18 protein-coding genes and 1 pseudogene are annotated in these 23,080 nt (G+C 72.4%); 16 read left to right on the forward strand and 3 right to left on the reverse strand.

Annotated elements, in window-relative coordinates:
• The first annotated feature begins 13 nt into the window (after positions 1 to 13).
• The 12 genes and pseudogenes from IG78_RS0137780 (at position 14) to era (ending at position 13,161) form a co-directional block, all read left to right on the forward strand.
• Positions 14 to 3,265 (forward strand): S41 family peptidase, encoded by a 3,252-nt coding sequence (locus IG78_RS0137780; protein ID WP_051853377.1) that lies wholly within the window; start codon positions 14 to 16, stop codon positions 3,263 to 3,265.
• 82 nt (positions 3,266 to 3,347) lie between these two features.
• The gene (locus tag IG78_RS0137785; protein ID WP_030573125.1) at positions 3,348 to 3,701 is read left to right on the forward strand and encodes a histidine triad nucleotide-binding protein; all 354 of its coding nucleotides are present in this window, start codon (positions 3,348 to 3,350) and stop codon (positions 3,699 to 3,701) included.
• A 15-nt stretch (positions 3,702 to 3,716) separates the two neighbouring features.
• Positions 3,717 to 4,625, forward strand: a complete 909-nt coding sequence (locus IG78_RS0137790) for a ribonuclease Z (RefSeq protein WP_030573127.1) — start codon at positions 3,717 to 3,719, stop codon at positions 4,623 to 4,625.
• A 42-nt stretch (positions 4,626 to 4,667) separates the two neighbouring features.
• Positions 4,668 to 5,669 (forward strand): adenosine deaminase, encoded by a 1,002-nt coding sequence (locus IG78_RS0137795; protein ID WP_030573128.1) that lies wholly within the window; start codon positions 4,668 to 4,670, stop codon positions 5,667 to 5,669.
• Between the two features lie 63 nt (positions 5,670 to 5,732).
• Positions 5,733 to 6,953: pseudogene (locus IG78_RS0137800) on the forward strand (enolase C-terminal domain-like protein); the annotation flags it as partial.
• Positions 6,954 to 6,992: 39 nt separating this feature from the next.
• Entirely contained in the window at positions 6,993 to 8,132 is a 1,140-nt protein-coding gene (locus IG78_RS0137805; protein ID WP_030573131.1) for a carbohydrate kinase family protein, read from the forward strand.
• 226 nt (positions 8,133 to 8,358) lie between these two features.
• Positions 8,359 to 9,432: a PhoH family protein gene (locus IG78_RS0137810; RefSeq protein WP_030573133.1), complete on the forward strand. Its 1,074-nt coding sequence runs from the start codon at positions 8,359 to 8,361 to the stop codon at positions 9,430 to 9,432.
• A 12-nt stretch (positions 9,433 to 9,444) separates the two neighbouring features.
• The gene (gene ybeY, locus IG78_RS0137815; RefSeq protein WP_030573136.1) at positions 9,445 to 9,942 is read left to right on the forward strand and encodes an rRNA maturation RNase YbeY; all 498 of its coding nucleotides are present in this window, start codon (positions 9,445 to 9,447) and stop codon (positions 9,940 to 9,942) included.
• A gap of 4 nt (positions 9,943 to 9,946) precedes the next feature.
• Positions 9,947 to 11,254, forward strand: coding sequence for a hemolysin family protein (locus tag IG78_RS0137820; RefSeq protein ID WP_030573139.1), 1,308 nt, complete (start codon positions 9,947 to 9,949; stop codon positions 11,252 to 11,254).
• Positions 11,251 to 11,616, forward strand: coding sequence for an MmcQ/YjbR family DNA-binding protein (locus IG78_RS0137825; protein WP_030573141.1), 366 nt, complete (start codon positions 11,251 to 11,253; stop codon positions 11,614 to 11,616). Before IG78_RS0137820 ends, IG78_RS0137825 begins: the two co-directional genes overlap by 4 nt.
• Before the next feature lie 53 nt (positions 11,617 to 11,669).
• Positions 11,670 to 12,023, forward strand: a complete 354-nt coding sequence (locus IG78_RS0137830; protein WP_030573146.1) for a cytidine/deoxycytidylate deaminase family protein — start codon at positions 11,670 to 11,672, stop codon at positions 12,021 to 12,023.
• A 175-nt stretch (positions 12,024 to 12,198) separates the two neighbouring features.
• Complete coding sequence (gene era / locus IG78_RS0137835; protein ID WP_030573149.1) at positions 12,199 to 13,161, forward strand: GTPase Era; 963 nt, start codon at positions 12,199 to 12,201, stop codon at positions 13,159 to 13,161.
• A gap of 64 nt (positions 13,162 to 13,225) precedes the next feature.
• Here the strand turns inward: era and IG78_RS0137840 are convergent, their stop codons facing one another.
• The 3 genes from IG78_RS0137840 to IG78_RS0137850 all read right to left on the reverse strand — a co-directional run bounded on the left by IG78_RS0137840 (position 13,226) and on the right by IG78_RS0137850 (position 16,104).
• Positions 13,226 to 14,605, reverse strand: a complete 1,380-nt coding sequence (locus IG78_RS0137840; RefSeq protein ID WP_199813344.1) for a GH1 family beta-glucosidase — start codon at positions 14,603 to 14,605, stop codon at positions 13,226 to 13,228.
• Between the two features lie 62 nt (positions 14,606 to 14,667).
• Entirely contained in the window at positions 14,668 to 14,934 is a 267-nt protein-coding gene (locus IG78_RS0137845; protein ID WP_030573155.1) for a protealysin inhibitor emfourin, read from the reverse strand.
• A 96-nt stretch (positions 14,935 to 15,030) separates the two neighbouring features.
• On the reverse strand, positions 15,031 to 16,104 hold the full coding sequence (locus IG78_RS0137850) for a M4 family metallopeptidase (protein ID WP_030573158.1): 1,074 nt from the start codon (positions 16,102 to 16,104) through the stop codon (positions 15,031 to 15,033).
• Between the two features lie 325 nt (positions 16,105 to 16,429).
• Between IG78_RS0137850 and leuA the strand changes: the two genes are divergently transcribed.
• From leuA to IG78_RS0137870, 4 genes are all read left to right on the forward strand, one after another.
• Complete coding sequence (gene leuA, locus IG78_RS0137855; RefSeq protein ID WP_030573161.1) at positions 16,430 to 18,151, forward strand: 2-isopropylmalate synthase; 1,722 nt, start codon at positions 16,430 to 16,432, stop codon at positions 18,149 to 18,151.
• A gap of 307 nt (positions 18,152 to 18,458) precedes the next feature.
• A complete protein-coding gene (locus IG78_RS0137860) occupies positions 18,459 to 19,169 on the forward strand; it encodes a TerB family tellurite resistance protein (RefSeq protein ID WP_030573164.1) in 711 nt (236 codons plus the stop codon).
• A 157-nt stretch (positions 19,170 to 19,326) separates the two neighbouring features.
• Complete coding sequence (locus tag IG78_RS0137865) at positions 19,327 to 21,444, forward strand: MMPL family transporter (RefSeq protein WP_030573167.1); 2,118 nt, start codon at positions 19,327 to 19,329, stop codon at positions 21,442 to 21,444.
• Between the two features lie 214 nt (positions 21,445 to 21,658).
• Positions 21,659 to 22,978, forward strand: coding sequence for a sensor histidine kinase (locus tag IG78_RS0137870; RefSeq protein WP_430739066.1), 1,320 nt, complete (start codon positions 21,659 to 21,661; stop codon positions 22,976 to 22,978).
• Positions 22,979 to 23,080 lie beyond the last annotated feature (102 nt).

A 23,080-nucleotide genomic window follows, 5' to 3' on the forward strand; every position in this document is an offset into this window, starting at 1 on the left:
TTAGGCTGACCTTGTGACGCAGCCTTCCTACCTCCGGTTTCCGCATCTGAGCGGCGAGTTGCTCGCCTTCACCGCTGAGGACGACGTCTGGGTCGCCCCACTCGACGGGGGCCGCGCCTGGCGCGTCAGCGCCGACAACGTCCCCGTGCGCCAGCCCCGCATCTCCCCGGACGGCACCACCGTCGCCTGGACCTCGACGCGGGACGGCGCCCCCGAGGTGCATGTGGCGCCCGTGCTCGGCGGGCCCGCGAAACGCCTGACGTACTGGGGCAGTCCGAAGACCGAGGTGCGCGGCTGGACGCCCGACGGCCGGGTGCTCGCCGTCACCACGCACGGCGAGGCCTCGCTGCGCAGGACCCGGGCGTACGCGGTGCCGCTCGACGGCGGTCCCGCGGAGCTGCTGCCGTACGGCCTGGTCGGGGACGTCGCGTACGGCCCGGGCGGTCAAGTCCTGCTGCTCTCCGCGCCGATGGGGCGCGAGGCCGCCTGGTGGAAGCGGTACCGGGGCGGTACGGCGGGCAAGCTGTGGATCCGCGGCACCGGGGCAGCGGACACATTCGTGCGCGTTCACGAGGATCTCGACGGGAACATCGAGTGCCCCCTGTGGGTCGGTGACCGCATCGCCTTCCTCAGCGACCACGAGGACGTCGGCGCCGTGTACTCCTCGCTGCCCGACGGCACCGACCTGCGCCGCCACACCCCCCTCGACGGGTTCTACGCCCGGCACGCGACCACCGACGGCACCCGCGTGACGTACGCGACCGCCGGTGAACTCCGGCTCCTGGACGACCTCGTGGACGCCGAGCCGCGCCACCTCGACGTCCCCCTCGGCGGCCAGCGCGCCGACCTGCAGCCGCACCCCGTGAACGCCGCCCGCTGGTTCGGTGCCGCCGCGCCCGACCACACCGGGCGCGGCAGTGCCGTCGCCGTGCGGGGCGCCGTGCACTGGGTCACGCACCGCGAGGGGCCCGCCCGTGCGCTCGCGGCCGAACCCGGCGTCCGGGCGCGGCTGCCCCGCACGTTCCGCGTGGAGGGCGAGGAGCACGTGGTGTGGGTGACGGACGCGGAGGGCGACGACGCCCTGGAGTTCGCGCCCGCCACCGGCCTCGCCCCCGGTGCGACGCCCCGGCGGCTCGCGGCCGGACAGCTCGGCCGGGTCCTCGCGCTCGCCATGGCACCCGACGGCAGCGGCGCCGCCGTCGCCGCGCACGACGGGCGGGTCCTGATCGTGGAGCGGGAGAGCGGCGAGGTGCGCGAGGTGGACCGCGCCGAGCACGGCGAGGCCACCGGGCTCGTCTTCTCGCCCGACTCCGCCTGGCTCGCCTGGTCGCACCCGGGGCCGCGCCCGCTGCGCCAGCTCAAGCTCGCCAACACCGCCGACCTGTCGGTGTCGGAGGCCACCCAGCTCCGGTTCCGTGACTACAGCCCGGCGTTCACCCTCGACGGCAAGCACTTGGCGTTCCTGTCCGCGCGGGCCTTCGACCCCGTCTACGACGACCACGTCTTCGACCTCGCCTTCGTCGGCGGCGCCCGCCCGCACCTCATCACGCTCGCGGCCACCACCCCCTCACCGTTCGGCCCGCAGCGGCACGGCAGGGCCTTCGACGCCTCTGAAGGGCCGCACGCCGAGACCCCCGACAGCGAGGGCACCCCCGCCACCCGCGTCGACCTGGACGGCCTCGCCGAGCGTGTCGTGCCGTTCCCCGTGGAGGCCGCCCGCTACTCCACGCTCAGGGCCGCCAAGGACGGCCTCCTCTGGCTGCGCCACCCCCTGCGCGGCGTGCTCGGCGCGTCCCGCGCCACCCCCGCGGACCCCGACCCCAGCTCGGAGCTTGAGCGCTACGACTTCGGCCAGCACCGCGTCGACGAACTCTGCGGCGACGCCGACCACTTCGCGGTCACCGGCGACGGCAAGCGGGTGCTGCTGTGGGCCGGCGGCAAGCTGAAGGTGGTGCCGAGCGACCGCCGTGCCTCCGCCGACGAGGACAGCGACACGAACATCACCGTCGACCTCGGCCGCGTACGCCAGTACGTCGATCCGGCCGCGGAGTGGCGGCAGATGTACGACGAGGCGGGCCGCCTCATGCGGGACAACTTCTGGCGGCCCGACATGGGCGGCGTCGACTGGGACGGGGTCCTGGAGCGCTACCGCCCCGTGCTCGCCCGCGTCGCCACCCACGACGACCTGGTGGACCTGCTGTGGGAGGTGCAGGGCGAGCTGGGCACCTCGCACGCCTATGTCTTCCCGCGCGGGAGCTGGGGCGCCGCGAGCACCCGGCAGGGCCTGCTCGGCGCGGACATCTCACGCGGCGACGACGGCCTGTGGCGCGTCGACCGGGTCCTGCCGACCGAGACGTCCGACCCGGCCGCGCGCTCGCCGCTCGCCGCGCCAGGCGTGGCCGTGCGGGCGGGTGACGCGATCCTCGCCGTGGGCGGGCGGCCGGTCGACCCGGTGACGGGACCCGGGCCGCTTCTCGTCGGCACCGCGGACAAGCCCGTGGAACTCACCGTGTCCCCGGCGGGCGGCGGTGACCTCCGGCACGCCGTCGTCGTGCCCGTGGACGACGAGGAGCCGCTGCGCTACCACGCGTGGGTCGCCGACCGGCGGGCCTACGTCCACGAGCGCTCCGGCGGCAGGATCGGCTATCTGCACGTGCCGGACATGCAGGCGCCCGGGTGGGCGCAGATCCACCGTGACCTGCGGGTCGAGGTGACACGCGAGGGCCTGGTCGTGGACGTCCGGGAGAACCGCGGCGGCCACACCTCGCAGCTCGTGGTGGAGAAGCTGGCGCGCCGCATCGTCGGCTGGGACCTGCCGCGCGGCTCGGGACCGCTCAGCTACCCCGGGGACGCGCCGCGCGGTCCCGTGGTCGCCGTGGCCAACGAGTTCTCCGGCTCCGACGGCGACATCGTGAACGCCGCGATCAAGGCGCTCGGCCTCGGGCCCGTGGTCGGCACCCGCACCTGGGGCGGCGTCGTCGGCATCGACAGCCGCTACCACCTGGTCGACGGCACCCTGGTGACCCAGCCCAAGTACGCGTTCTGGATGGAGGGCGTGGAGTGGGGCGTGGAGAACTACGGCGTCGACCCCGACATCGAGGTCGTGGCCACCCCCGACGACCACGCGGCGGGACGTGACCCCCAACTCGACGAGGCGGTACGGGTCGCGCTCGCCGCCCTGGCGGAGTCCCCGGCGAAGGCCCCGCCCGCGCTGCCCGGCACCGACCAGGACCGCCTCTCCGACGGCGGCGGGGCACGGACGTGACGACGGTGCCCGGATAGCATGCGACGGTATCGATCAGTGACCGATCAGAGATCATCCATCAGTGACCAAGGAGGGCGCCCCCATGGCGGGAGAACCGCAGGCCGACTGCCTGTTCTGCAAGATCGTCGCCGGTGACGTGCCGGCGACCGTCGTACGGGAGACGGAGACCACCCTCGCCTTCCGCGACATCAACCCGCAGGCGCCGACGCATGTCCTGGTGATCCCCAAGGCGCACCACCCGGACGCCGCCTCGCTCGCCGCCGCCGAGCCGAAGATCGCCGCCGACGTGCTGCGCGAGGCCGGTGAGGTCGCCGCCGAGGAGAAGTCGGAGAGCTACCGCATCGTCTTCAACACCGGCGCGGGCGCCGGACAGACGGTCTTCCACGCGCACGCCCACGTCCTTGGCGGCCGCGGCCTCCAGTGGCCGCCCGGCTGACCGGGCCAGTCTCCCTTGTCCGTACGTGAATTGGTGGTGCTCGGCACCGCGAGCCAGGTCCCGACCCGGCAGCGCAACCACAACGGGTACGTCCTGCTCTGGGACGGCGAGGGCATCCTCTTCGACCCGGGCGAGGGCACGCAGCGCCAGTTGCTGCGTGCCTCCGTGGCCGCGCACGACCTGAACCGCATCTGCGTCACCCACTTCCACGGGGACCACAGCCTGGGCCTCGCGGGCGTCATCCAGCGCGTCAACCTGGACCGGGTGCCGCACCCCGTGACCGCCCACTACCCGGCTTCCGGGCAGCGCTTCTTCGACCGTCTCCGGTACGCCACCGCCTACCGCGAGACGGCCGACCTGGTGCAGGCGCCGGTGGCCGCCGACGGCGTCGTCGCGGCCACGCCGTCGTACCGCCTGGAGACCGCGAGGCTCTCCCACCCCGTGGAGTCGTTCGGCTACCGCCTGGTCGAGCCCGACGGGCGGCGCATACTGCCCGCGCTGCTCGCCGAGCACGGCATCAAGGGGCCCGACGTCGGCGTGCTCCAGCGCGAGGGCAGCCTGCGCGGCGTCACCCTCGACCAGGTGAGCGAGGTGCGGCGCGGGCAGCGGTTCGCCTTCGTGATGGACACCCGGCTGTGCGAGGGCGTGCACGCCCTCGCCGAAGGCTGCGACATGCTCGTCATCGAGTCGACCTTCCTCGACGAGGACCACCGGCTCGCCTCCGACCACGGTCACCTCACTGCGGGACAGGCCGCCGCCGCGGCCCGGGACGCCGGGGTCCGGCACCTGGTGCTCACGCACTTCAGCCAGCGGTACGCCGACCCCACCGCCTTCGAACAGCAGGCGCGCGCCGCCGGGTTCGTGGGCGAGCTCACCGTGGCGCGGGACCTGGACCGGATCCCGCTGCCCAAGCGCAACGCCTGAACCGACCGCGGTTCGGGCCCGAACAGAGAACAGAAGCACCACATGCACCTGCCCAAAGCCGAACTCCACCTGCACATCGAAGGCACCCTCGAACCCGAGCTGGCCTTCGCGCTCGCCGCGCGCAACGGCATCTCCCTCGCGTACGCCGACACCGAGGAGCTCCGCAAGGCCTATCTCTTCGACGACCTCCAGTCCTTCCTCGACCTCTACTACGGCCTGATGGCCGTGCTGCGTACCGAGGCCGACTTCGAGGAGCTCGCGGACGCCTACCTCGCGCGGGCCGCGGCCCAGGGCGTGCGGCACGCCGAGATCTTCTTCGACCCGCAGGCCCACACTGCGCGCGGCGTCCCCTTCGCCACGGTCGTCGAGGGCCTTTGCCGCGCCCTCGACCGCAGCGAGGAGCGGCACGGCGTCAGCACCCGCCTCATCATGTGCTTCCTGCGCGACCAGTCCGCCGAGTCGGCCATGGCGACCTTGGAGGCCGCGAAGCCGTATCTGCACCGGATCACCGGCGTCGGCCTGGACTCGGCCGAAGTGGGCCATCCGCCGGCCAAGTTCGCGGCCGTGTACGAGGCCGCGGGGGCGCTCGGCCTGCGCAAGGTGGCGCACGCGGGCGAGGAGGGCCCGGCCGCTTATGTGCGGGAGGCCCTTGACGTGCTCGGCGTCGAGCGGATCGACCACGGGCTGCGCTGCATGGAGGACCCCGAACTCGTGGAGCGCCTGGTGCGGGAGCGGGTGCCGCTCACGCTGTGCCCGCTGTCGAACGTGCGCCTGCGCGCCGTCGACGTCCTGGCGGAGCACCCGCTGCCGCGGATGATGGCCGCCGGTCTTCTCTGCACCGTCAACTCCGACGACCCGGCCTACTTCGGCGGCTACGCGGGCGACAACTTCCTCGCCGTGCGCGAGGCCCTCGGCCTGGACCAGGAGGCGCTGCGCGAGCTGGCCAGGAACTCCTTCGAGGCGGCGTTCCTGGACGGCGGGCCCGAGGAGGAGGCGCTGCGGGCACGGTATCTGGCGGAGGTCGCGGCGTACGAGTTCCCGTAGGCGGTACGGGGGCGTACGGGGGAGGCATACGCGGAGGTGTATGGGGAGGGCGTACGCGGAGGTGGCCTCCACCAGCCGTACACCCCGCGCCTGATCATCGAGGTGGAGACGGCGGACGGCGGTACGGGCGTGGGGGAGACCTACGGGGACGGCAAGTATCTGGAGCTCGCCCGTCCGCTGGCCGCCGCGCTGGTGGGCCGGGCGGCGTCCGACCTGAACGGCTTGTTCACACTCGCGGACGAGCTGGCCGTGGACGCGGCCCGTGTCGACACCGCCGTCGACGTCGGCGGCCTGCGCGGCGCCCAGACCGTCGACAAGCTGCGGCTCTCCGTCGTGTCCGGCTTCGAGGTCGCGTGCCTGGACGCCCTCGGCAAGTCGCTCGGCCTGCCCGTGCACGCGCTGCTCGGCGGCAAGGTGCGCGACAGCGTGGAGTACGGCGCGTATCTGTTCTACAAGCACGCCGCGCACCCGCCGGGCATCGCGAGCGAGCCCGACGACTGGGGCCCCGCCCTCGACCCGGCCCAAGTGGTCGCGCAGGCCCGCCTCTTCGAGGAGCGGTACGGCTTCACCTCGTTCAAGCTGAAGGGCGGCGTCCGCCCGCCGGAGGAGGAGATCGCGGCCGTCCGCGCGCTCGCCGCCGCCTTCCCCGGCAGGCCGCTGCGCCTGGACCCCAACGGCGCCTGGTCGGTGGAGACTTCGCTGAAGGTCGCCGCCGAACTCGGTGACGTACTCGAATATCTGGAGGACCCCGCCCTCGGCACGCCCGCGATGGCCGAGGTCGCCGCGCGCTCGGGGGTGCCGCTCGCCACGAACATGTGCGTGACGACGTTCGCGGAGATACCGGCGGCCTTCGCGAGCGGCGCCGTCCAGGTGGTGCTCTGCGACCACCACTACTGGGGCGGCCTGCGCGCCACCCGGGAACTCGCCGCCGTCCGCCGCACGTTCGGGGTCGCTCTCTCCATGCACTCCAACACCCATCTGGGCGTGAGCCTCGCCGCGATGACCCACGTCGCAGCGACCGTGCCGGACCTGAGGCACGCCTGCGACTCGCACTACCCGTGGCAGTCCGAGGACGTCCTGAGCGAGCGGCTGCGGTTCGACGGCGGCCGGGTCGCCGTCACCGACGCACCCGGGCTCGGCGTCACGCTCGACCGGGAGAAGCTCGACGCCCTGCACCGCCGCTGGCTCGACGAGGACTTCGCCGCGCTGCGGGACCGCGACGACGCGGCGGCCATGCGCCGACTCGATCCGGAGTGGACAACTCCGCTCGTGCCGCGCTGGTAGCGGCTCGGTCCTGACACAGGCCTGGGTTACGTTGCCTTCATGGCTGTACCACCAGGCGCACCCCATCACACCCCCGCCGCGGGCACGGAGACCCTCGTCGATCCACTGAAGTCGGCGCGCAGGGCGGGCGACCCGCCGTGCGACGTGTACCTCACCGGGACGGTCTTCCTCGACATCATCTTCACCGGCCTGGACTCGGCACCCGTGCGCGGCACTGAGTCCTGGGCGCGCGGCATGGGATCGAGCCCCGGCGGCGTGGCCAACATGGCCACCGCCCTGGCCAGGCTCGGTCTGCACACCTCACTGGCCGCGGCCTTCGGGGACGACCACTACGGGGAGTACTGCTGGGACGCCCTCGAACACGGCGAGGGCATCGACCTGTCCTCGTCACGGACCGTTCCCGGCTGGCACTCGCCGGTGACGGTCTCCATGGCGTACGAGGGCGAACGGACCATGATCAGCCACGGGCACGAGCCGCCGTTCGACACCGCGTCGCCCGACGGCGGCGTGCCGAGCTGCCCGCCACGCGCGCGTGCCGCCGTGGTCTCCCTCGAACCGGGCACGCGGGCACCGTGGATCGCGGCGGCGGCGGCCCGTGGCACCCGGATCTTCGCCGACGTGGGCTGGGACGACTCCGGGCGCTGGGACCTCGCGGCCCTGCCCGACCTGGCGCACTGCGAGGCGTTCCTGCCGAACGCGCAGGAGGCCATGCGGTACACCGGCACGAAGTGCCCGCGGGCCGCCGCGCACGCGCTGACCGCGCACGTCCCGGTCGCCGTGGTGACCCTCGGGGCCGAAGGGGCGTACGCGGTGGACGGGCGCACCGGCGAGACCGCGTCCGTGCCCGCCATCGAGGTGGCGGCGCTCGACCCCACCGGCGCGGGCGACGTGTTCGTGGCGGGCTTCGTGACCGGCACCCTCGCCGGGTGGCCGCTGGCCGACCGGATCGCCTTCGCCGGTCTGACCGCCGCGCTGTCCGTGCAGGAGTTCGGCGGGTCCCTCTCGGCGCCCGGCTGGTCGGAGGTCGCCGCGTGGTGGCGGCGCGTGTGCGAGGTCGAGGAGCAGGACCCGGTCGCCCTGCGCCGCTACGCCTTCCTGGAGACCCTGCTGCCCGAGACCTCCCGCCCCTGGCCACTGCGCAGGGCGGTGCCGACGATCGGGTTCGGGAGGTCGCTGTAGGGCGCGGGTCCTGGGCGGGGGCTGGATCTGGGCTGAGGCAGGGGCCGGGCCGCCGGTTGGCCGGATCCCTGCCCGGGCGAGCGCGGCGGGCGGGGGCGGCGGGCGAGCGCGGTCGGGAAAAGGGCTTAGGGCTTGTCAGTGGCCCGTCGTACCCTTGGCAGTGCAGGACGCCGCTCCCCGGCGAGCCCCGTGACGAGGAGGATGAGCAGGCCTTCAGAGCCGGCCCATGACGCAGACACCGACAGCTCAGACCCCCGCGCAGCCGACCGCGCCCAAGCCCGCGAAAGCCCACTTCACCGTCCCGGCCAAGCACCCCATGGTGACGGTCCTGGGCTCCGGGGACGCGCTCCTTCGCGTGATCGAGACGGCCTTCCCGGCGGCCGACATCCACGTCCGGGGCAACGAGATCAGCGCGGTCGGAGACGCCCACGAAGTCGCCCTCATCCAGCGCCTGTTCGACGAGATGATGCTGGTGCTCCGCACCGGACAGCCGATGACGGAGGACGCAGTGGAACGCTCGATCGCCATGCTCCGGGCGGACGACAGCGGAGAGGCCGACGGCCAGGAGACCCCGGCCGAGGTCCTGACCCAGAACATCCTCTCCTCGCGGGGCCGCACCATCCGCCCCAAGACCCTCAACCAGAAGCGGTATGTCGACGCGATCGACAAGCACACGATCGTGTTCGGCATCGGCCCCGCGGGTACGGGCAAGACGTATCTGGCCATGGCCAAGGCGGTCCAGGCCCTGCAGTCCAAGCAGGTCAACCGGATCATCCTGACCCGCCCCGCGGTGGAGGCGGGCGAGCGCCTCGGCTTCCTGCCCGGCACGCTCTACGAGAAGATCGACCCGTATCTGCGCCCGTTGTACGACGCGCTGCACGACATGCTCGACCCCGACTCCATCCCGCGCCTGATGGCCGCGGGCACCATCGAGGTCGCCCCGCTCGCGTACATGCGCGGCCGGACGCTGAACGACGCGTTCATCATCCTGGACGAGGCGCAGAACACGAACCCCGAGCAGATGAAGATGTTCCTCACCCGCCTCGGCTTCGAATCGAAGATCGTGATCACGGGCGACGTCACGCAGATCGACCTGCCGAACGGCACGAAGTCCGGTCTGCGTCAGGTCCAGGACATCCTGGAAGGCGTACCCGACGTGCACTTCTCGCGGCTCACGTCCTCCGATGTCGTACGGCACAAGCTCGTCGGCCGTATCGTCGACGCGTACGAGAAGTACGACAACGAGAACGGCACGGAGAACGGCTCGCACGCCAGCCGCGGCCGGTCCAGAGGGAAGTAGCGGAACAGCACCATGTCGATCGACGTCAACAACGAATCCGGAACCGAGGTCGACGAGCAGGCGATCCTCGACATCGCCCGCTACGCGCTCGCGCGGATGCGGATCCACCCGCTCTCCGAACTGTCGGTGATCGTCGTGGACGCCGGCGCCATGGAGCAGCTCCACATCCAGTGGATGGACCTGCCGGGCCCCACGGACGTGATGTCCTTCCCGATGGACGAGCTGCGCCCGCCCATGAAGGACGACGACGAGCCGCCGCAGGGCCTCCTCGGGGACATCGTGCTGTGCCCCGAGGTCGCCCTGAAGCAGGGCCAGGAGGCCCCCACGCAGCACTCCATGGACGAGGAGCTCCAGCTCCTCACCGTCCACGGAGTGCTGCACCTGCTCGGGTACGACCACGAGGAACCGGACGAGAAGGCCGAGATGTTCGGACTGCAGGCGGCGATCGTCGACGGCTGGCGCGCGGAGCGGGGCCTGACCGGCCCGTCCCCGGCGCCGACCGTCTCCTGACGCCATGTCCCTCCAACTGATCGCCGGGGCCGTCGCCCTGGTCGTGGTGGCCTGGCTCGCCGCCTGCGCCGAGGCGGGCATCGCCCGTGTCTCCAGCTTCCGCGCCGAGGAGTCCGTGCGCTCCGGGCGGCGCGGCAGCGCGAAGCTCGCGCAGGTCGCCGCCGACCCGACCCGCTATCTGAACGTGGCCCTGCTCGTGCGCGTGGCGTGCGAGATGGCGGCCGCGGCCCTGGTGACGTACGCCTGCCTCCAGGCCGTCGACACCACCTGGGAGGCGCTCGCCATCGCCATCGGCGTGATGGTGCTCGTCAGCTATGTCGCCGTCGGCGTCTCGCCGCGCACCATCGGCCGCCAGCACCCGCTGAACACGGCGACGGCCGCGGCGTACGTCCTGCTGCCGCTGGCCCGCGTCATGGGCCCCGTACCGGCCCTCCTGATCCTCATCGGCAACGCGCTCACGCCCGGCAAGGGCTTCAGGCGCGGGCCCTTCGCCTCCGAGGCCGAGCTGCGGGCGATGGTCGACCTCGCCGAGAAGGAGTCCCTGATCGAGGACGATGAGCGCCGCATGGTGCACTCCGTCTTCGAGCTGGGCGACACGCTGGTCCGCGAGGTCATGGTGCCGCGCACGGACCTGGTCTCCATCGAACGCTTCAAGACCATCCGCCAGGCCCTCACCCTCGCCCTCCGCTCCGGCTTCTCGCGGATACCCGTGACCGGCGAGAACGAGGACGACGTCGTCGGGATCGTGTATCTGAAGGACCTCGCCCGCAGGACCCACATCAACCGCGACGCCGAGAACGAACTGGTGTCGACGGCGATGCGGCCCGCGGCGTTCGTGCCCGACACCAAGAACGCGGGCGATCTGCTGCGCGAGATGCAGCAGGAGCGCAACCACGTCGCCGTCGTCATCGACGAGTACGGCGGCACGGCCGGCATCGTCACCATCGAGGACATCCTCGAAGAGATCGTCGGCGAGATCACCGACGAGTACGACCGTGAGCTGCCGCCCGTCGAGGAGCTCGACGACGGCTGCCACCGCGTCACGGCCCGCCTCGACATCGGCGACCTCGGCGATCTCTACGGCCTTGAGGCCTACGACGACGAGGACGTGGAGACCGTCGGCGGGCTGCTCGCCAAGGCGCTCGGGCGGGTGCCGATCGCCGGGGCGTCGGCCGTGGTGGACCTGCCGGACGGGCGTGCCCTGAAGCTCACGGCGGAGGCGGCGGCCGGGCGGCGCAACAAGATCGTCACGGTCCTGGTGGAGCCGGTACGGGCCGCGGGATCCGGCCCCGAGGAGGACGACGCGGCGTGACTCCGCAGCAGCTCCGGGCCCTGTGCCTCTCCTTCAACGACGCCGTGGAGGAGTTCCCGTTCGGCCCGGACACCTCGGTCTTCAAGGTGGCAGGGAAGATGTTCGCCCTCTCCGCACTGTCCGTGCCGGACGGGGCGCCGCTGACCGTGAACCTGAAGTGCGACCCCGACCTCGCCGTCCAGTTGCGCACCGCGCACCCGGAGATCGTGCCTGGCTGGCACATGAACAAACGCCACTGGAACACCGTGACGGTCTCCGGCTCCCTCCCCGGCCGCCTGCTCCGCGAGCTCGTCGAGGACTCCTACGACCTGGTGGTCGCGGGGCTGCCACGGGCTGTGCGGCTCCGGTTGGACCGCCCTTGATCCCGCCCTGCCCCTGAGCCCTCCGGGACGTCCACGCTCCGTATGCTCGTGCCATGACTGAGCGCACCGACCTCGCCCCCGAGGACCAGAAGATCGTCACCCTCGCCCGTTCGGCCCGTGCCCGCAACGGTGTGCCCGAGGGTGCGGCCGTACGGGACGAGACGGGCCGTACGTACGTGGCAGGGACCGTGTCCCTCGCGTCCCTGGAGCTCTCGGCCCTGCGTACCGCCGTGGCGATGGCGGTGGCGTCCGGGGCGGAGTCACTGGAGGCGGCGGCGGTCGTCTCCGGCGTGGAGTCGCTGTGCGCGGAGGATCTGGCCGCCGTGCGGGATCTGGGCGGGGCCGGTACGCCCGTCTTCCTGGCGGGGGCGGACGGGGTGGTCCGGTTGCGCGCCGAGGCTGTCTGATCCCGCGCGGGGCACCCCGGACGGGCGGGAACCTCGCCGGAAAGGGCGGGTGGTGGGAAACAGCCCGCCCGGCGTTCGAGGGCGAGGCCCGGAGGGCCGAAAGCGGGGGAAAGGGGCGCAGCCCCATAGGACAGGAAACCGCCCAAGGCGCCCACGCCCGAAAAGATCAGGGAGAATGGGCGGCATGAGCGTGCGTACCCAGTCATCCCAGCCGTCCGAGCAGGCCGCCCACCGTGCCGGTTTCGCCTGCTTCGTCGGTCGCCCCAACGCGGGCAAGTCCACCCTCACGAACGCTCTGGTCGGCAAGAAGGTCGCGATCACCGCGGACCAGCCGCAGACCACGCGGCACACGGTGCGCGGCATCGTGCACCGGCCCGACGCCCAGATGATCCTGGTGGACACCCCCGGGCTCCACAAGCCGCGCACGCTGCTCGGCGAGCGGCTGAACGACGTCGTACGCACCACTTGGGCCGAGGTCGACGTCATCGGCTTCTGTCTGCCCGCGAACGAGAAGCTCGGCCCCGGTGACCGGTTCATCGCCAAGGAACTGGCGTCCATCAAGAAGACGCCGAAGATCGCGATCGTCACCAAGACCGACCTCGTCGACAGCAAGACGCTCGCCGAGCAGCTCATCGCCATCGACCAGCTCGGCAAGGAGCTGGGCTTCGAGTGGGCCGAGATCGTGCCGGTGTCGGCCGTCGGCGACCAGCAGGTCGGCCTGCTCGCCGATCTGATCGTGCCGCTGCTTCCCGAGGGCCCGCCGCTCTACCCCGAGGGCGACCTCACGGACGAGCCCGAGCAGGTCATGGTGGCCGAGCTGATCCGCGAGGCGGCCCTGGAAGGCGTACGGGACGAGCTGCCGCACTCCATCGCGGTGGTCGTCGAGGAGATGCTGCCCCGCGAGGACCGGCCCGCCGGCAAGCCGCTCCTCGACATCCACGCCTTCGTCTACATCGAGCGGCCCAGCCAGAAGGGGATCATCATCGGCCCCAAGGGCAAGCGGCTCAAGGACGTCGGGATCAAGTCCCGCAAGCAGATCGAGGCGCTGCTCGGTACGCCGGTCTACCTCGACCTGCACGTCAAGGTGGCCAAGGACTGGCAGCGCGACCCGCGCCAACTGCGCAAGCTGGGCTTCTGACGTTCAGCGCGCTGCTTCTGACGTTCAGCGCGCTGCTTCCGACGTTCAGCCCGTCCTCCGACGCTCAGCCCGCCTCGCGCTGCGCCTCCAACTCCCCCCGCAGCCACCAGTACGAGGCCTTGGGCGTCCGCTCCAGCGTCCCGTAGTCCACGTGGACGAGCCCGAACCGCTGCCCGTGCCCCTCGGCCCACTCGAAGTTGTCGAGCAGGGACCAGACGAAGTAGCCGCGCACGTCGACCCCGGCGTCCAGGGCCCGGTGCAGCGCCCGGAGATGGCCGTCCAGGTAGGTGATGCGGTCCTGGTCGTCGAGGCCTTCGTAGGAGCAGCCGTTCTCGGTGATGATCAGCGGCGGGAGACGGTCGCCGTAGCGTTCGCCGAAGGTGAGGAGCAGCTCGGTGAGGGCCTCGGGGACGACGGGCCAGCCGAAGTCCGTCAGCGGCCGGCCCTCGATCGGGCGCGGCGAGAAGGGGAGCTCGGGTGGCAGGGAGAGCCCGGAGAACTGGGTGGGGCCGGTGCCGGGGAGCGGGGCGCCCACCTTCGTCGGCTGGTAGAAGTTGATGCCGTACCAGTCGAGCGGCTGGGCGATGATCTTCAGGTCCGCGTCCAGGTCGGGTACGTCACCGCCGAGCAGCTCCGTGATCACTTCCGGGTAGCGGCCCGCGATCAGGGGGTCGGAGAAGAGTCGGTTGAGGAGCACGTCGTAGAGGTCGGCGGCCTCGCGGTCCTCGGCGGTGTCGGACGCGGGCCAGGTCGGGCCGTGCGAGTTGGCGATGCCGATGTCCTCGGCGCCCGCCGCCCGCAGCGCGCCCACCGCGAGGCCGTGCGCGAGGAGTTGGTGGTGGGCCGCCGGGAGCGCGTCGAAGAGGAGCTGCCTGCCGGGGGCGTGGCGGCCGAGCGCGTACCCGAGCAGGGTGTGCTCGGCGGGCTCGTTCAGCGTGATCCACTTCGGTACGCGGTCACCGATGCGGTCCGCGACCACGGCCGCGTACTCGGCGAAACGGTGCGCGGTGTCGCGGGCGAGCCAGCCGCCCGCCTCCTCCACGGCGAGCGGCGTGTCCCAGTGGAAGAGGGTCGGCACGGGGCGTACACCCGCCGCGCACAGCTCGTCGACCAGGCGGTCGTAGAAGTCCAGGCCGCGTTCGCTGACCTCGCCCGCGCCCCGTGGCAGTACCCGTGGCCAGGAGACCGAGAAGCGGTACGCGTCCACGCCGAGGTCGTGGATCAGGGCCACGTCCTCGCGGTAGCGGCGCACGTGGTCGCAGGCCACGGCGGCCGTCGTGCCGTCCTTGACGTTGCCGGGCAGGGCCGTGAACGCGTCCCACACCGAGGGCCCGCGTTGGTCGGCGGCGCCCTCGATCTGGTGGGCCGAAGTGGACACTCCCCACAAGAAGTCGTGCGGGAAGCGGGGCAGCGGTGCGCGCGTCGTCGCCATGCGCGCGATCATCCGGACCGGTCGGCACGGAAGTCAACGCCCGTGCGGCGAGCGGCCCCCGCCGGGCGGGAGCGCTACGAGCCCTCCTTGAGCACCCGTGTGATCAGCTCCCGCTGGTCGTCGGTCAGCCGGGGGTCCGCGCAGTACACGGTCCGGCCGTCGACGGTGAGCTGGTAGCTGAACCCGTCGGGTACGCCGATCGGTGGCGCGTCCCGGCCGTCCGCCAGGGCCCGTTCGGCCAGGGCGTGCCACTCGGCGGCGTCGGGGCGCCCGGTGGTGTCCACCTCCCCGTACCGCTCGATGCCCGCGAAACCTCCTGTGCGCTTCACCTGGATACGCATGGGTCCTGTCTACTCCAGGCTCCGGCGCCCCGCCAGGCGGCGCCGGGAGGTCCGACGGCTTCCGGCCGGATCAGGTGGTACCCACCCTGGCCCGCGTCAGGTGGTGTCCACCTTGACCTGCGCCCAGGCGTCCACGACCGCCTTCAGCTCGTCGCCGTCGCCGTACTTGGCGCGGGCGGCGGCGACCGTCAGCTTGGCGAAGTCCGTGAACGACGCGTCCTGGGCGAGTTCGCCGCCGGTCAGGACGGCGTACCAGATCTGCCCGGCCCGCTCCCAGGAGTGGCCGCCGAGGGCCTGGGCGAGCAGGTAGAAGGCGTGGTTCGGGATGCCGGAGTTGATGTGCACGCCGCCGTTGTCACGGCCGGTGCGGACGTAGTCGTCCATGGTGGCGGGCTGCGGGTCCTTGCCGAGGACGTCGTCGTCGTACGCGGTGCCCGGGGCCTTCATCGAGCGCAGCGCGGTGCCGGTGACGCGCGGGGCGAGCAGGCCCGCGCCGATCAGCCAGTCGGCGTCGGCGGCGGTCTGGCCGAGTGTGTACTGCTTGATGAGGGAGCCGAACACGTCCGCCATCGACTCGTTCAGGGCGCCGGGCTGGCCGAAGTAGGTGAGGTTCGCCGTGTACTGGACGACGCCGTGGGTCAGCTCGTGGCCGATGACGTCGACCGGGATGGTGAAGTCGAGGAAGATCTCACCGTCGCCGTCGCCGAACACCATCTGTTCGCCGTTCCAGAAGGCGTTCCCGTACTCCTCGCCGTAGTGCACGGTCGCGTCGAGGGGCAGCCCGCCGCCGTCGATGGAGTCGCGCGCGAAGTGCTTGAGGAACACCTCGAAGGTGGCGCCGAGGCCGGCGTGGGCCCGGTTGACCGTCGCGTCCTTGCCGGGCTTGTCGCCCTCGCTGTGCACCTTGCGTCCCGGCAGGTCCGTCTTGTGCCTGGCGTCGTAGACGGTGCGGTGCGGCTTGCCCTCGACCGCGCCCTTGGGTGCGGCCACGGACGGGGCGCCGACGACGGTGGTCAGGCGGCGCTGGGTGCGCTCGTAGGCGTCGCGCTGGAGGGTGCGGCGGGCGGCCTTGGCGAGCGCGGGGTTCTGGGACTGAGCCAGCGTGTCCAGGATGACGGGTGGCACGATCGTGCAGAAAACGGGGACGAAACCCGTTGGGTTGGCGGTCATGGCGGCAATGTGGCACTGGGTCATGCCGCTGTCACTAGCTGCCACCATGATTGGTGAAATAACCGCATACGGACCCATGCGGTCCTCTCCAGGTGATATACGGCACCTTTTGTCCGGTACGTTCCCCACGGTCCCGGATACTGATACGCACCCGCGCATCGCGCGCGGCTCGGCTAGGCTGCCTCGCATCATGCGTTTCGGGCTGCTTCTCCTTAGCTGCCGCGGCGAGGGTCTGTAGCAAGGCCGACCCCCTCCCCGCGGAGTTCGGTGCTGTGCCAGACCGTCGGCCGTCCCCTCCGGACCCTGTCGAGGAGCCCCGCACCCCATGCCGAACTTCCAGCGCCCCAGCTCGATGCCGATCCACAAGTACGGCCCGTACGAGCAGGTGGCCCTGCCCGCCCGGAGCTGGCCCGACCAACGCATCACGGTGGCGCCCCGCTGGCTGTCCACCGATCTGCGCGACGGCAACCAGGCGCTCATCGACCCGATGTCGCCCGCCCGCAAGCGCGCCATGTTCGACCTGCTCGTCCGCATGGGCTACAAGGAGATCGAGGTCGGCTTCCCCTCGTCGGGCCAGACCGACTTCGACTTCGTGCGCTCCATCGTCGAGGACGAGGACGCCATCCCCGACGACGTGACGATCTCGGTCCTCACACAGGCCCGCGAAGAGCTGATCGAGCGCACCGTGGCCTCCCTGAAGGGCGCCAAGCGCGCGACCGTGCACCTGTACAACGCGACCGCGCCCGTCTGGCGCGACGTCGTCTTCCGCGGCTCACGCGAGCAGGTCAAGCAGATCGCCGTGGACGGCACCCGCCTGGTCATGGAGTACGCGGACAAGATCCTCGACCAGGACACCGTCTTCGGCTACCAGTACAGCCCGGAGATCTTCACCGACACCGAGCTGGACTTCGCCCTGGAGGTCTGCGAGGGCGTCATGGACGTCTGGCAGCCCGACGCCGACCGCGAGATCATCCTCAATCTGCCCGCCACCGTGGAGCGTTCGACGCCGTCCACGCACGCGGACCGCTTCGAGTGGATGTCCCGCAACCTGTCCCGGCGCCAGTACGTGTGCCTGTCCATCCACCCGCACAACGACCGCGGCACCGCCGTCGCCGCCGCCGAACTCGCCGTGATGGCGGGCGGCGACCGCGTCGAGGGCTGCCTGTTCGGACAGGGCGAGCGCACCGGCAACGTCGACCTGGTGGCGCTGGGCATGAACCTGTTCAGCCAGGGCGTCGACCCGCAGATCGACTTCTCCGACATCGACGAGATCCGTCGCGTGTACGAGTACTGCACCCAGATGGAGGTCCCCGCGCGCCACCCCTACGCGGGCGACCTGGTCTACACCGCCTTCTCCGGCTCCCACCAGGACGCCATCAAGAAGGGCTTCGACGCCATGGAGTCCCGGGCCGCGGCCGCGGGCAAGTCCGTCGACGACATCGAGTGGGCCGTGCCGTATCTGCCCATCGACCCGAAGGACGTCGGCCGTTCCTACGAGGCCGTGATCCGCGTCAACTCCCAGTCCGGCAAGGGCGGCATCGCCTACGTCCTGAAGAACGACCACAGCCTGGACCTGCCGCGGCGCATGCAGATCGAGTTCTCGAAGATCATCCAGGCGAAGACCGACGCCGAGGGCGGCGAGGTCACGCCCGGCGCGATCTGGAGCGTCTTCCAGGACGAGTACCTGCCGAACCCCGACAACCCCTGGGGCCGCGTCCAACTGCGCGCCAGCCAGACCACCGCCGACGAGGACGGCGTGGACACGCTGACCGTGGGCGCGATCGTGGACGGCGAGTCCACGGTCCTGACCGGCACGGGCAACGGCCCGATCTCGGCGTTCTTCGCGGCCCTGCAGTCCCTGGGCATCGACGCCCGGCTGCTCGACTACCAGGAGCACACGATGAGCGCCGGCGCCTCCGCACAGGCGGCCTCGTACATCGAGTGCGTAGTCGACGACAAGGTCCTGTGGGGCGTGGGCATCGACGCGAATACGACACGTGCATCGCTCAAGGCCGTCGTCTCCGCCGTCAACCGCGCCAGCCGCTGATCCTGCCGGACACCCGTTCGACCGGTGGTTTTACGGCCCCGTCCGCCGCTGTGGCGGACGGGGCCGCCGCGCGTCAGGGGGCCCGGCCCTGGCTGGCAACCGGCCATCTCCCGTCCAAGGTACTGACGCGGCATCATGGATGTGGCTAACATCACGCCAACGCGGCAGGGCCGCCGCGGCGTCGTGGAGGTGCGTGGTGCTGCCAGATCGGGGACGGAAAGAACGGGCATCCCGCGTCTTCGGCGGGGTCGCACCGGTCCGCGGCCGACGCGTCGGCCGAGGGGACCGCACCGGCCCGTTCCCGCGCCTGCTGCACCGCGGCGGGCACCGTGGGTTCCGCGGGCCCCGGGGGTCTTTCGCAGGGCGCCTCGTCGGCACCCGCACGGCCTGGACCACCGTCTGCGACGGCGAGTTCTTCTGTCCCGGCTGCGGTGGTGACCGCAACTACCAGCGGCGCACGGGCCGTCGGCGCTTCGTCTTCCTCGGCGTGCCGCTGCTCTCCCGCGGCGAGGCGGGACCCGTCGTCGAATGCGCCGCCTGCCAGGACCACTTCGGGCTGGAGACGCTCGACCACCCCACGACCGTCCGGCTCTCCGCGATGCTGCGTGACGCCGTGCACACCGTGGTGATCGCGGTCCTCACCACCGGCGGCACCGCGTCCCGCGCCGCCCTGGACGCCGCCGTCACCACCCTGCACGGCGCCGGCTTCGACGACTGCACCGAGGAGCGCCTCACCGCCCTGGTCGACGCGCTCGCCGCCGACACCGGCAGCTTCGACGTCCCGGACTGCGTGCCCGGACTCGCCATCGAACTCCACGAGGCGCTCGGCCCGCTGACCCCCCACCTCGCGCCCGCGGGACGCGAGGCCCTGCTCCTCCAGGGTGCCAGGATCGCCCTCGCCGACGGCCCCTACACGCCCGCCGAGCGCGATGTGCTCGCCACCGCGGGCTGCGCGCTGACCATCGACCCCCACGACGTGGCCCGACTGCTCGTGGCGGCGACGCGTACGCCGTCCTGACGGCCCGTACCGCGCACGGATACTCCCCCGGGAGTAACGCGCCCTCCGTGCCACCCCGGGAGGTAAGGCCCAACTCGCTCTCGGGCGGGACGTCTTGGCCCTCGCGCGACGGAAGTCTGGGAGCCGTCAGACACCGTCACGGGAGGGAGGCCCACCGATGGGGGCCGCATCAACGTCGAAGCGCCGCCGACCACGCGCCGTGCCCTGGGCGCTGCTCGGCCTGTGGATCGCCGTGCTCGCGCTCGCCGGTCCTTTCGCGGGGAAGCTCGGCGACGTCCAGCGCGACCGGGCCGTGGACTATCTGCCCGCGAACGCCGACTCCACCCAGGTCGCCGAGGTCCAGGAGCGGCTGCCCGGCGGCGAGACGACGGAGCTGGTCCTCGTCTACCACCGCGACGCGGGGCTCACCGCCGCCGACCGGAGCACGGCGGCGGACCAGGTGGCGGCCCTCGACCGGGATCTGAAGCTCGTCGAGAGGCCGCAGGGCGTGCCGTCCAAGGACGGCACGACCCTGATGTACCCCGTCGCAAGCACCGAACCCGGCACCGACGAGGAACTGCGGGACACCTTCGTCAACGACGTCCGTGACGTCGTCAAGGCCCCCGAAGGCACGGCGGACACGGACGGGCTGAGCGTCGAGGTCGGCGGGTCAGGCGCGCTCGCCACCGACGCGAGCGAGGTCTACACCTCCCTGGACGGACCGCTGCTCTACACCACGGTCGCCGTCGTCGCCGTCCTGCTCGTCCTGATCTACCGCAGCCCGCTGCTCTGGCTGGTACCGCTCGTCGTCGCCGGTGTCGCCAACTACCTCTCCATGGGCGTCGCCTACGGTCTCAACCAGGCCTTCGGCACCACGGTCAGCGGGCAGAGCTCGGGCATCATGACGATCCTGGTCTTCGGCGCGGGCACCGACTACGCCCTGCTCATCATCTCCCGCTACCGCGAGGAACTGCGCCGCGTCGAGCGGCCGTACGACGCCATGGTCACCGCCCTGCGCAACTGCGGGCCCGCCGTGGTCGCCTCCTCGGGAACGGTCGCTGCGGGCCTGCTCTGCCTGCTCGCCGCCGACCTCAACAGCAGCCGGGGGATGGGGCCCCTCGGGGCGGTCGGGGTGCTGTGCGCGCTCGTGGCGATGATGACGCTGCTGCCCGCGCTGCTCGTGGTGCTCGGGCGGCGGGTGTTCTGGCCGCTGGTGCCGGCCTTCGGCAGCGAGCCGAAGAAGCGGAAGTCGCTGTTCCAGTCGATGGGTTCGTCCGCGGGACGCAGGCCCCGTACCGTGCTCGCGGCGGGCGCCGTGCTGCTCGGCGCCCTCGCCCTCGGCGCGTTCGCCCTGCCCGGCAACCTCAAGCAGGAGGACTCCTTCACCAGCAAGCCGGACTCCATCGCCGCCATGGAGACCCTCGCCGCCGCCTACCCCGAGCGCGGCACCCAGCCCATCAGCGTCATCGCACCCACCGACCGTGCCGCCCCGGCACTCGCCGACGCCCGTGCCGTGCCGGGCGTCGACAGCGCGGAACGCGGCCGCAGTTCGCGGCAGTGGACCGAGATCTCCGTCGTCGCCAAGGCCACGCCGCAGTCGGCGGCCGAGACCGCGACCCTGGAGAAGCTGCGCGACCGCCTCGACGCGCGGGGCGCTTACGTCGGCGGGCCGAGCGCCGAACAGCTCGACCTGAAGGACACCAACCGGCGCGACATGCGGGTGGTCGTCCCCATCGTGCTCGCCGCCGTCCTGCTGATCCTCGTCGTCCTGCTGCGCGCACTGGTCGCCCCGCTCCTCCTTCTCCTCGCGGTCGTCGCGGTGTGGGGCGCCTCGCTCGGCATCGCGGGGCTCGTCTTCGGGCCCGTCTTCGGCTTCGAGGGCACCGACCCGGGCCTCGGCCTGCTCTCCTTCTGCTTCCTGGTCGCCCTCGGCGTCGACTACGGCATCTTCCTGATGCATCGCATGCGCGAGGAGTGCCTGGCCGGGGCGGAGACGGGGCCTGCCGCGCTCACCGCCCTGCGCACCACGGGCGGTGTCATCGCCTCCGCGGGCCTCGTCCTCGCCGCGACGTTCGCCGTCCTCACCAATATGCCGCTGGTCCAGCTCGTCGAACTGGGCTTCGTCATCGCGGTCGGGGTGCTCCTCGACACCTTCCTGGTGCGGACCTACCTGGTGACCTCCGCCAGCCTGGCCCTCGGCAGGAAGGTGTGGTGGCCGGGCCCGCTGTCGAAGGCACCGCCCGGCCCGGCGCCCGCCCCCGAGCCCGACGAGCCGGAACTCGTCCGCGCGCGTTGACCACGGCCGACCACGCGGCGCCCCTCCCTGTCGGAGGGGCGCCGCCGTGCACGAAGATGGGGGTGATCGCATGGACGAACGCGGACGGGCGGGGACGGCCGGGGCCGCGGTCGGTGTGCCCGGCGGAACAGCCGGGGCCGCAGTCGCTGTGCCCGGCGGGAAGGCCGGGGGCGGATCCGATGTGCCCGGTGGGCCGGAAGGGGGAGCTGGCGACGTGTCGCAGCCGATGTCCGCCGCGGGTGCCTGTCGGCTCTGGCCGCTCACCGGGGCCGTACCCGGCACGCGCCGCGCCCTGCGCGACGACACCCTCCTCGCCGCCCTCGTCACCGCCGTCGCGGTGGTGCTCGGCGCGGTCGCGGGGGACGGGCGCAGCCTGGACGCGCTCGGCTGGACCCTGCTCCTGTGCGCCCATGTGCCTGCCGTGTGGCGCCGCAGCCACCCGATGCCGGTGCTCCTCGCCACCGTCGTGTTCGTCGCGCCGTACCACGCCGTCGACTACACGCACGTCGCCGCGGTCCCCGTCGCCATGCTCGCCCTCTACACCGTCGCCGTCACCGGGCGGCCCCGCCGTACGCTCCTGACCGGCGTGGGCGTCGTGGCCGTCACCCTGTTCGCCAACGCCCACGTCGGCCCCAAGCAGGTCGCGGAGGTCATGCGCATCTCCGGCTGGATCGTCGCCGTGCTGCTCTTCGGCACCTACGTACGCGTCCACCGCCAGTACGTCGCCTCCGCCCTGGAACGCGCCGAGCGCGCCGAACGCACCCGCGAGGAGGAGGCCAGGCGGCGCGTCGCCGAGGAGCGCCTGCGGGTCGCCCGCGACCTGCACGACCTGCTCGCGCACAGCATCACGCTGATCGGCGTGCAGACGTCGGTGGCCGCGCACGTCCTCGCCGCCGACCCAGAGCGCCTCGACCGCGCCGCCGTCGCGGGCGCGCTCGACGACATCGCGGACACCTGCCGCAGCGCGCGCGGCGAGCTGCGGGCGACCCTGGAGGTCCTGCGGGCCTCGGACCCGGAAGGGCACGGCGGCCCCGGTGAGCCCGCGGGCCCGGACGAGTCCCGGGGCCCCCTTCCCGGTCTCGGCGGCATCGGCGACCTCGCGGACGCGGCCCGCACCGCGGGAGCCGTCGTGGACCTCGCCGTGGACGCCCCGGACCCGGCGGTGCGGCCCGCCGTGGGCGCCGCGGCGTACCGCATCGTGCAGGAGGCCCTCACCAACGCCGTACGGCACGGCGGCCCGCACCCGAGCGTGCGGGTGGGGGTACGGAAGCAGGGCGGGGAGCTGCGGGTGACGGTGACGGACGACGGCGGGGACGCGGACGCGACGGCCGCCACGGGGCCGGTCCGCGCCCGCCCGGCCGGACCGGTGCCGCTCCCCGGCCGGGCGGGACGGCCTGCGCCGGACGTGCCCGGGTTCGGACTCGTCGGGATGCGGGAGCGGGCGCGCAGCGTGGGCGGCACGCTGGCGGCGGGGCCCAGGGCGGACCGGGGCTTCGAGGTGGTGGCGGTGCTTCCGCTGGGAGGGGAGCGGTGAACGGGGTGAGCCGGGTGGGCGGGGTGAACGGGGTGGGCCGGGTGGACCGGGTGGGCGGGGTGAGCGGAATGGACCGGGTGGGCGGGGTGAGCGGAATGGACC

The sequence above is a fragment of the Streptomyces aureocirculatus genome (assembly GCF_000720475.1).
GTDB classification, from domain to species: domain Bacteria; phylum Actinomycetota; class Actinomycetes; order Streptomycetales; family Streptomycetaceae; genus Streptomyces; species Streptomyces aureocirculatus.

What these genes read in the sequence shown, in the direction of transcription:
- IG78_RS0137820 (WP_030573139.1), top strand. Translation starts at nt 9,947, where the DNA reads ATGTCCCTCCAACTGATCGCCGGGGCCGTCGCCCTGGTCGTGGTGGCC.
- IG78_RS0137830 (WP_030573146.1), top strand. Translation starts at nt 11,670, where the DNA reads ATGACTGAGCGCACCGACCTCGCCCCCGAGGACCAGAAGATCGTCACC.
- IG78_RS0137850 (WP_030573158.1), bottom strand. Translation starts at nt 16,104, where the DNA reads ATGACCGCCAACCCAACGGGTTTCGTCCCCGTTTTCTGCACGATCGTG.
- IG78_RS0137865 (WP_030573167.1), top strand. Translation starts at nt 19,327, where the DNA reads ATGGGGGCCGCATCAACGTCGAAGCGCCGCCGACCACGCGCCGTGCCC.
- IG78_RS0137840 (WP_199813344.1), bottom strand. Translation starts at nt 14,605, where the DNA reads ATGATCGCGCGCATGGCGACGACGCGCGCACCGCTGCCCCGCTTCCCG.
- IG78_RS0137785 (WP_030573125.1), top strand. Translation starts at nt 3,348, where the DNA reads ATGGCGGGAGAACCGCAGGCCGACTGCCTGTTCTGCAAGATCGTCGCC.
- IG78_RS0137845 (WP_030573155.1), bottom strand. Translation starts at nt 14,934, where the DNA reads ATGCGTATCCAGGTGAAGCGCACAGGAGGTTTCGCGGGCATCGAGCGG.
- IG78_RS0137810 (WP_030573133.1), top strand. Translation starts at nt 8,359, where the DNA reads ATGACGCAGACACCGACAGCTCAGACCCCCGCGCAGCCGACCGCGCCC.
- IG78_RS0137795 (WP_030573128.1), top strand. Translation starts at nt 4,668, where the DNA reads ATGCACCTGCCCAAAGCCGAACTCCACCTGCACATCGAAGGCACCCTC.
- era (WP_030573149.1), top strand. Translation starts at nt 12,199, where the DNA reads ATGGGCGGCATGAGCGTGCGTACCCAGTCATCCCAGCCGTCCGAGCAG.
- leuA (WP_030573161.1), top strand. Translation starts at nt 16,430, where the DNA reads ATGCCGAACTTCCAGCGCCCCAGCTCGATGCCGATCCACAAGTACGGC.
- IG78_RS0137805 (WP_030573131.1), top strand. Translation starts at nt 6,993, where the DNA reads ATGGCTGTACCACCAGGCGCACCCCATCACACCCCCGCCGCGGGCACG.
- ybeY (WP_030573136.1), top strand. Translation starts at nt 9,445, where the DNA reads ATGTCGATCGACGTCAACAACGAATCCGGAACCGAGGTCGACGAGCAG.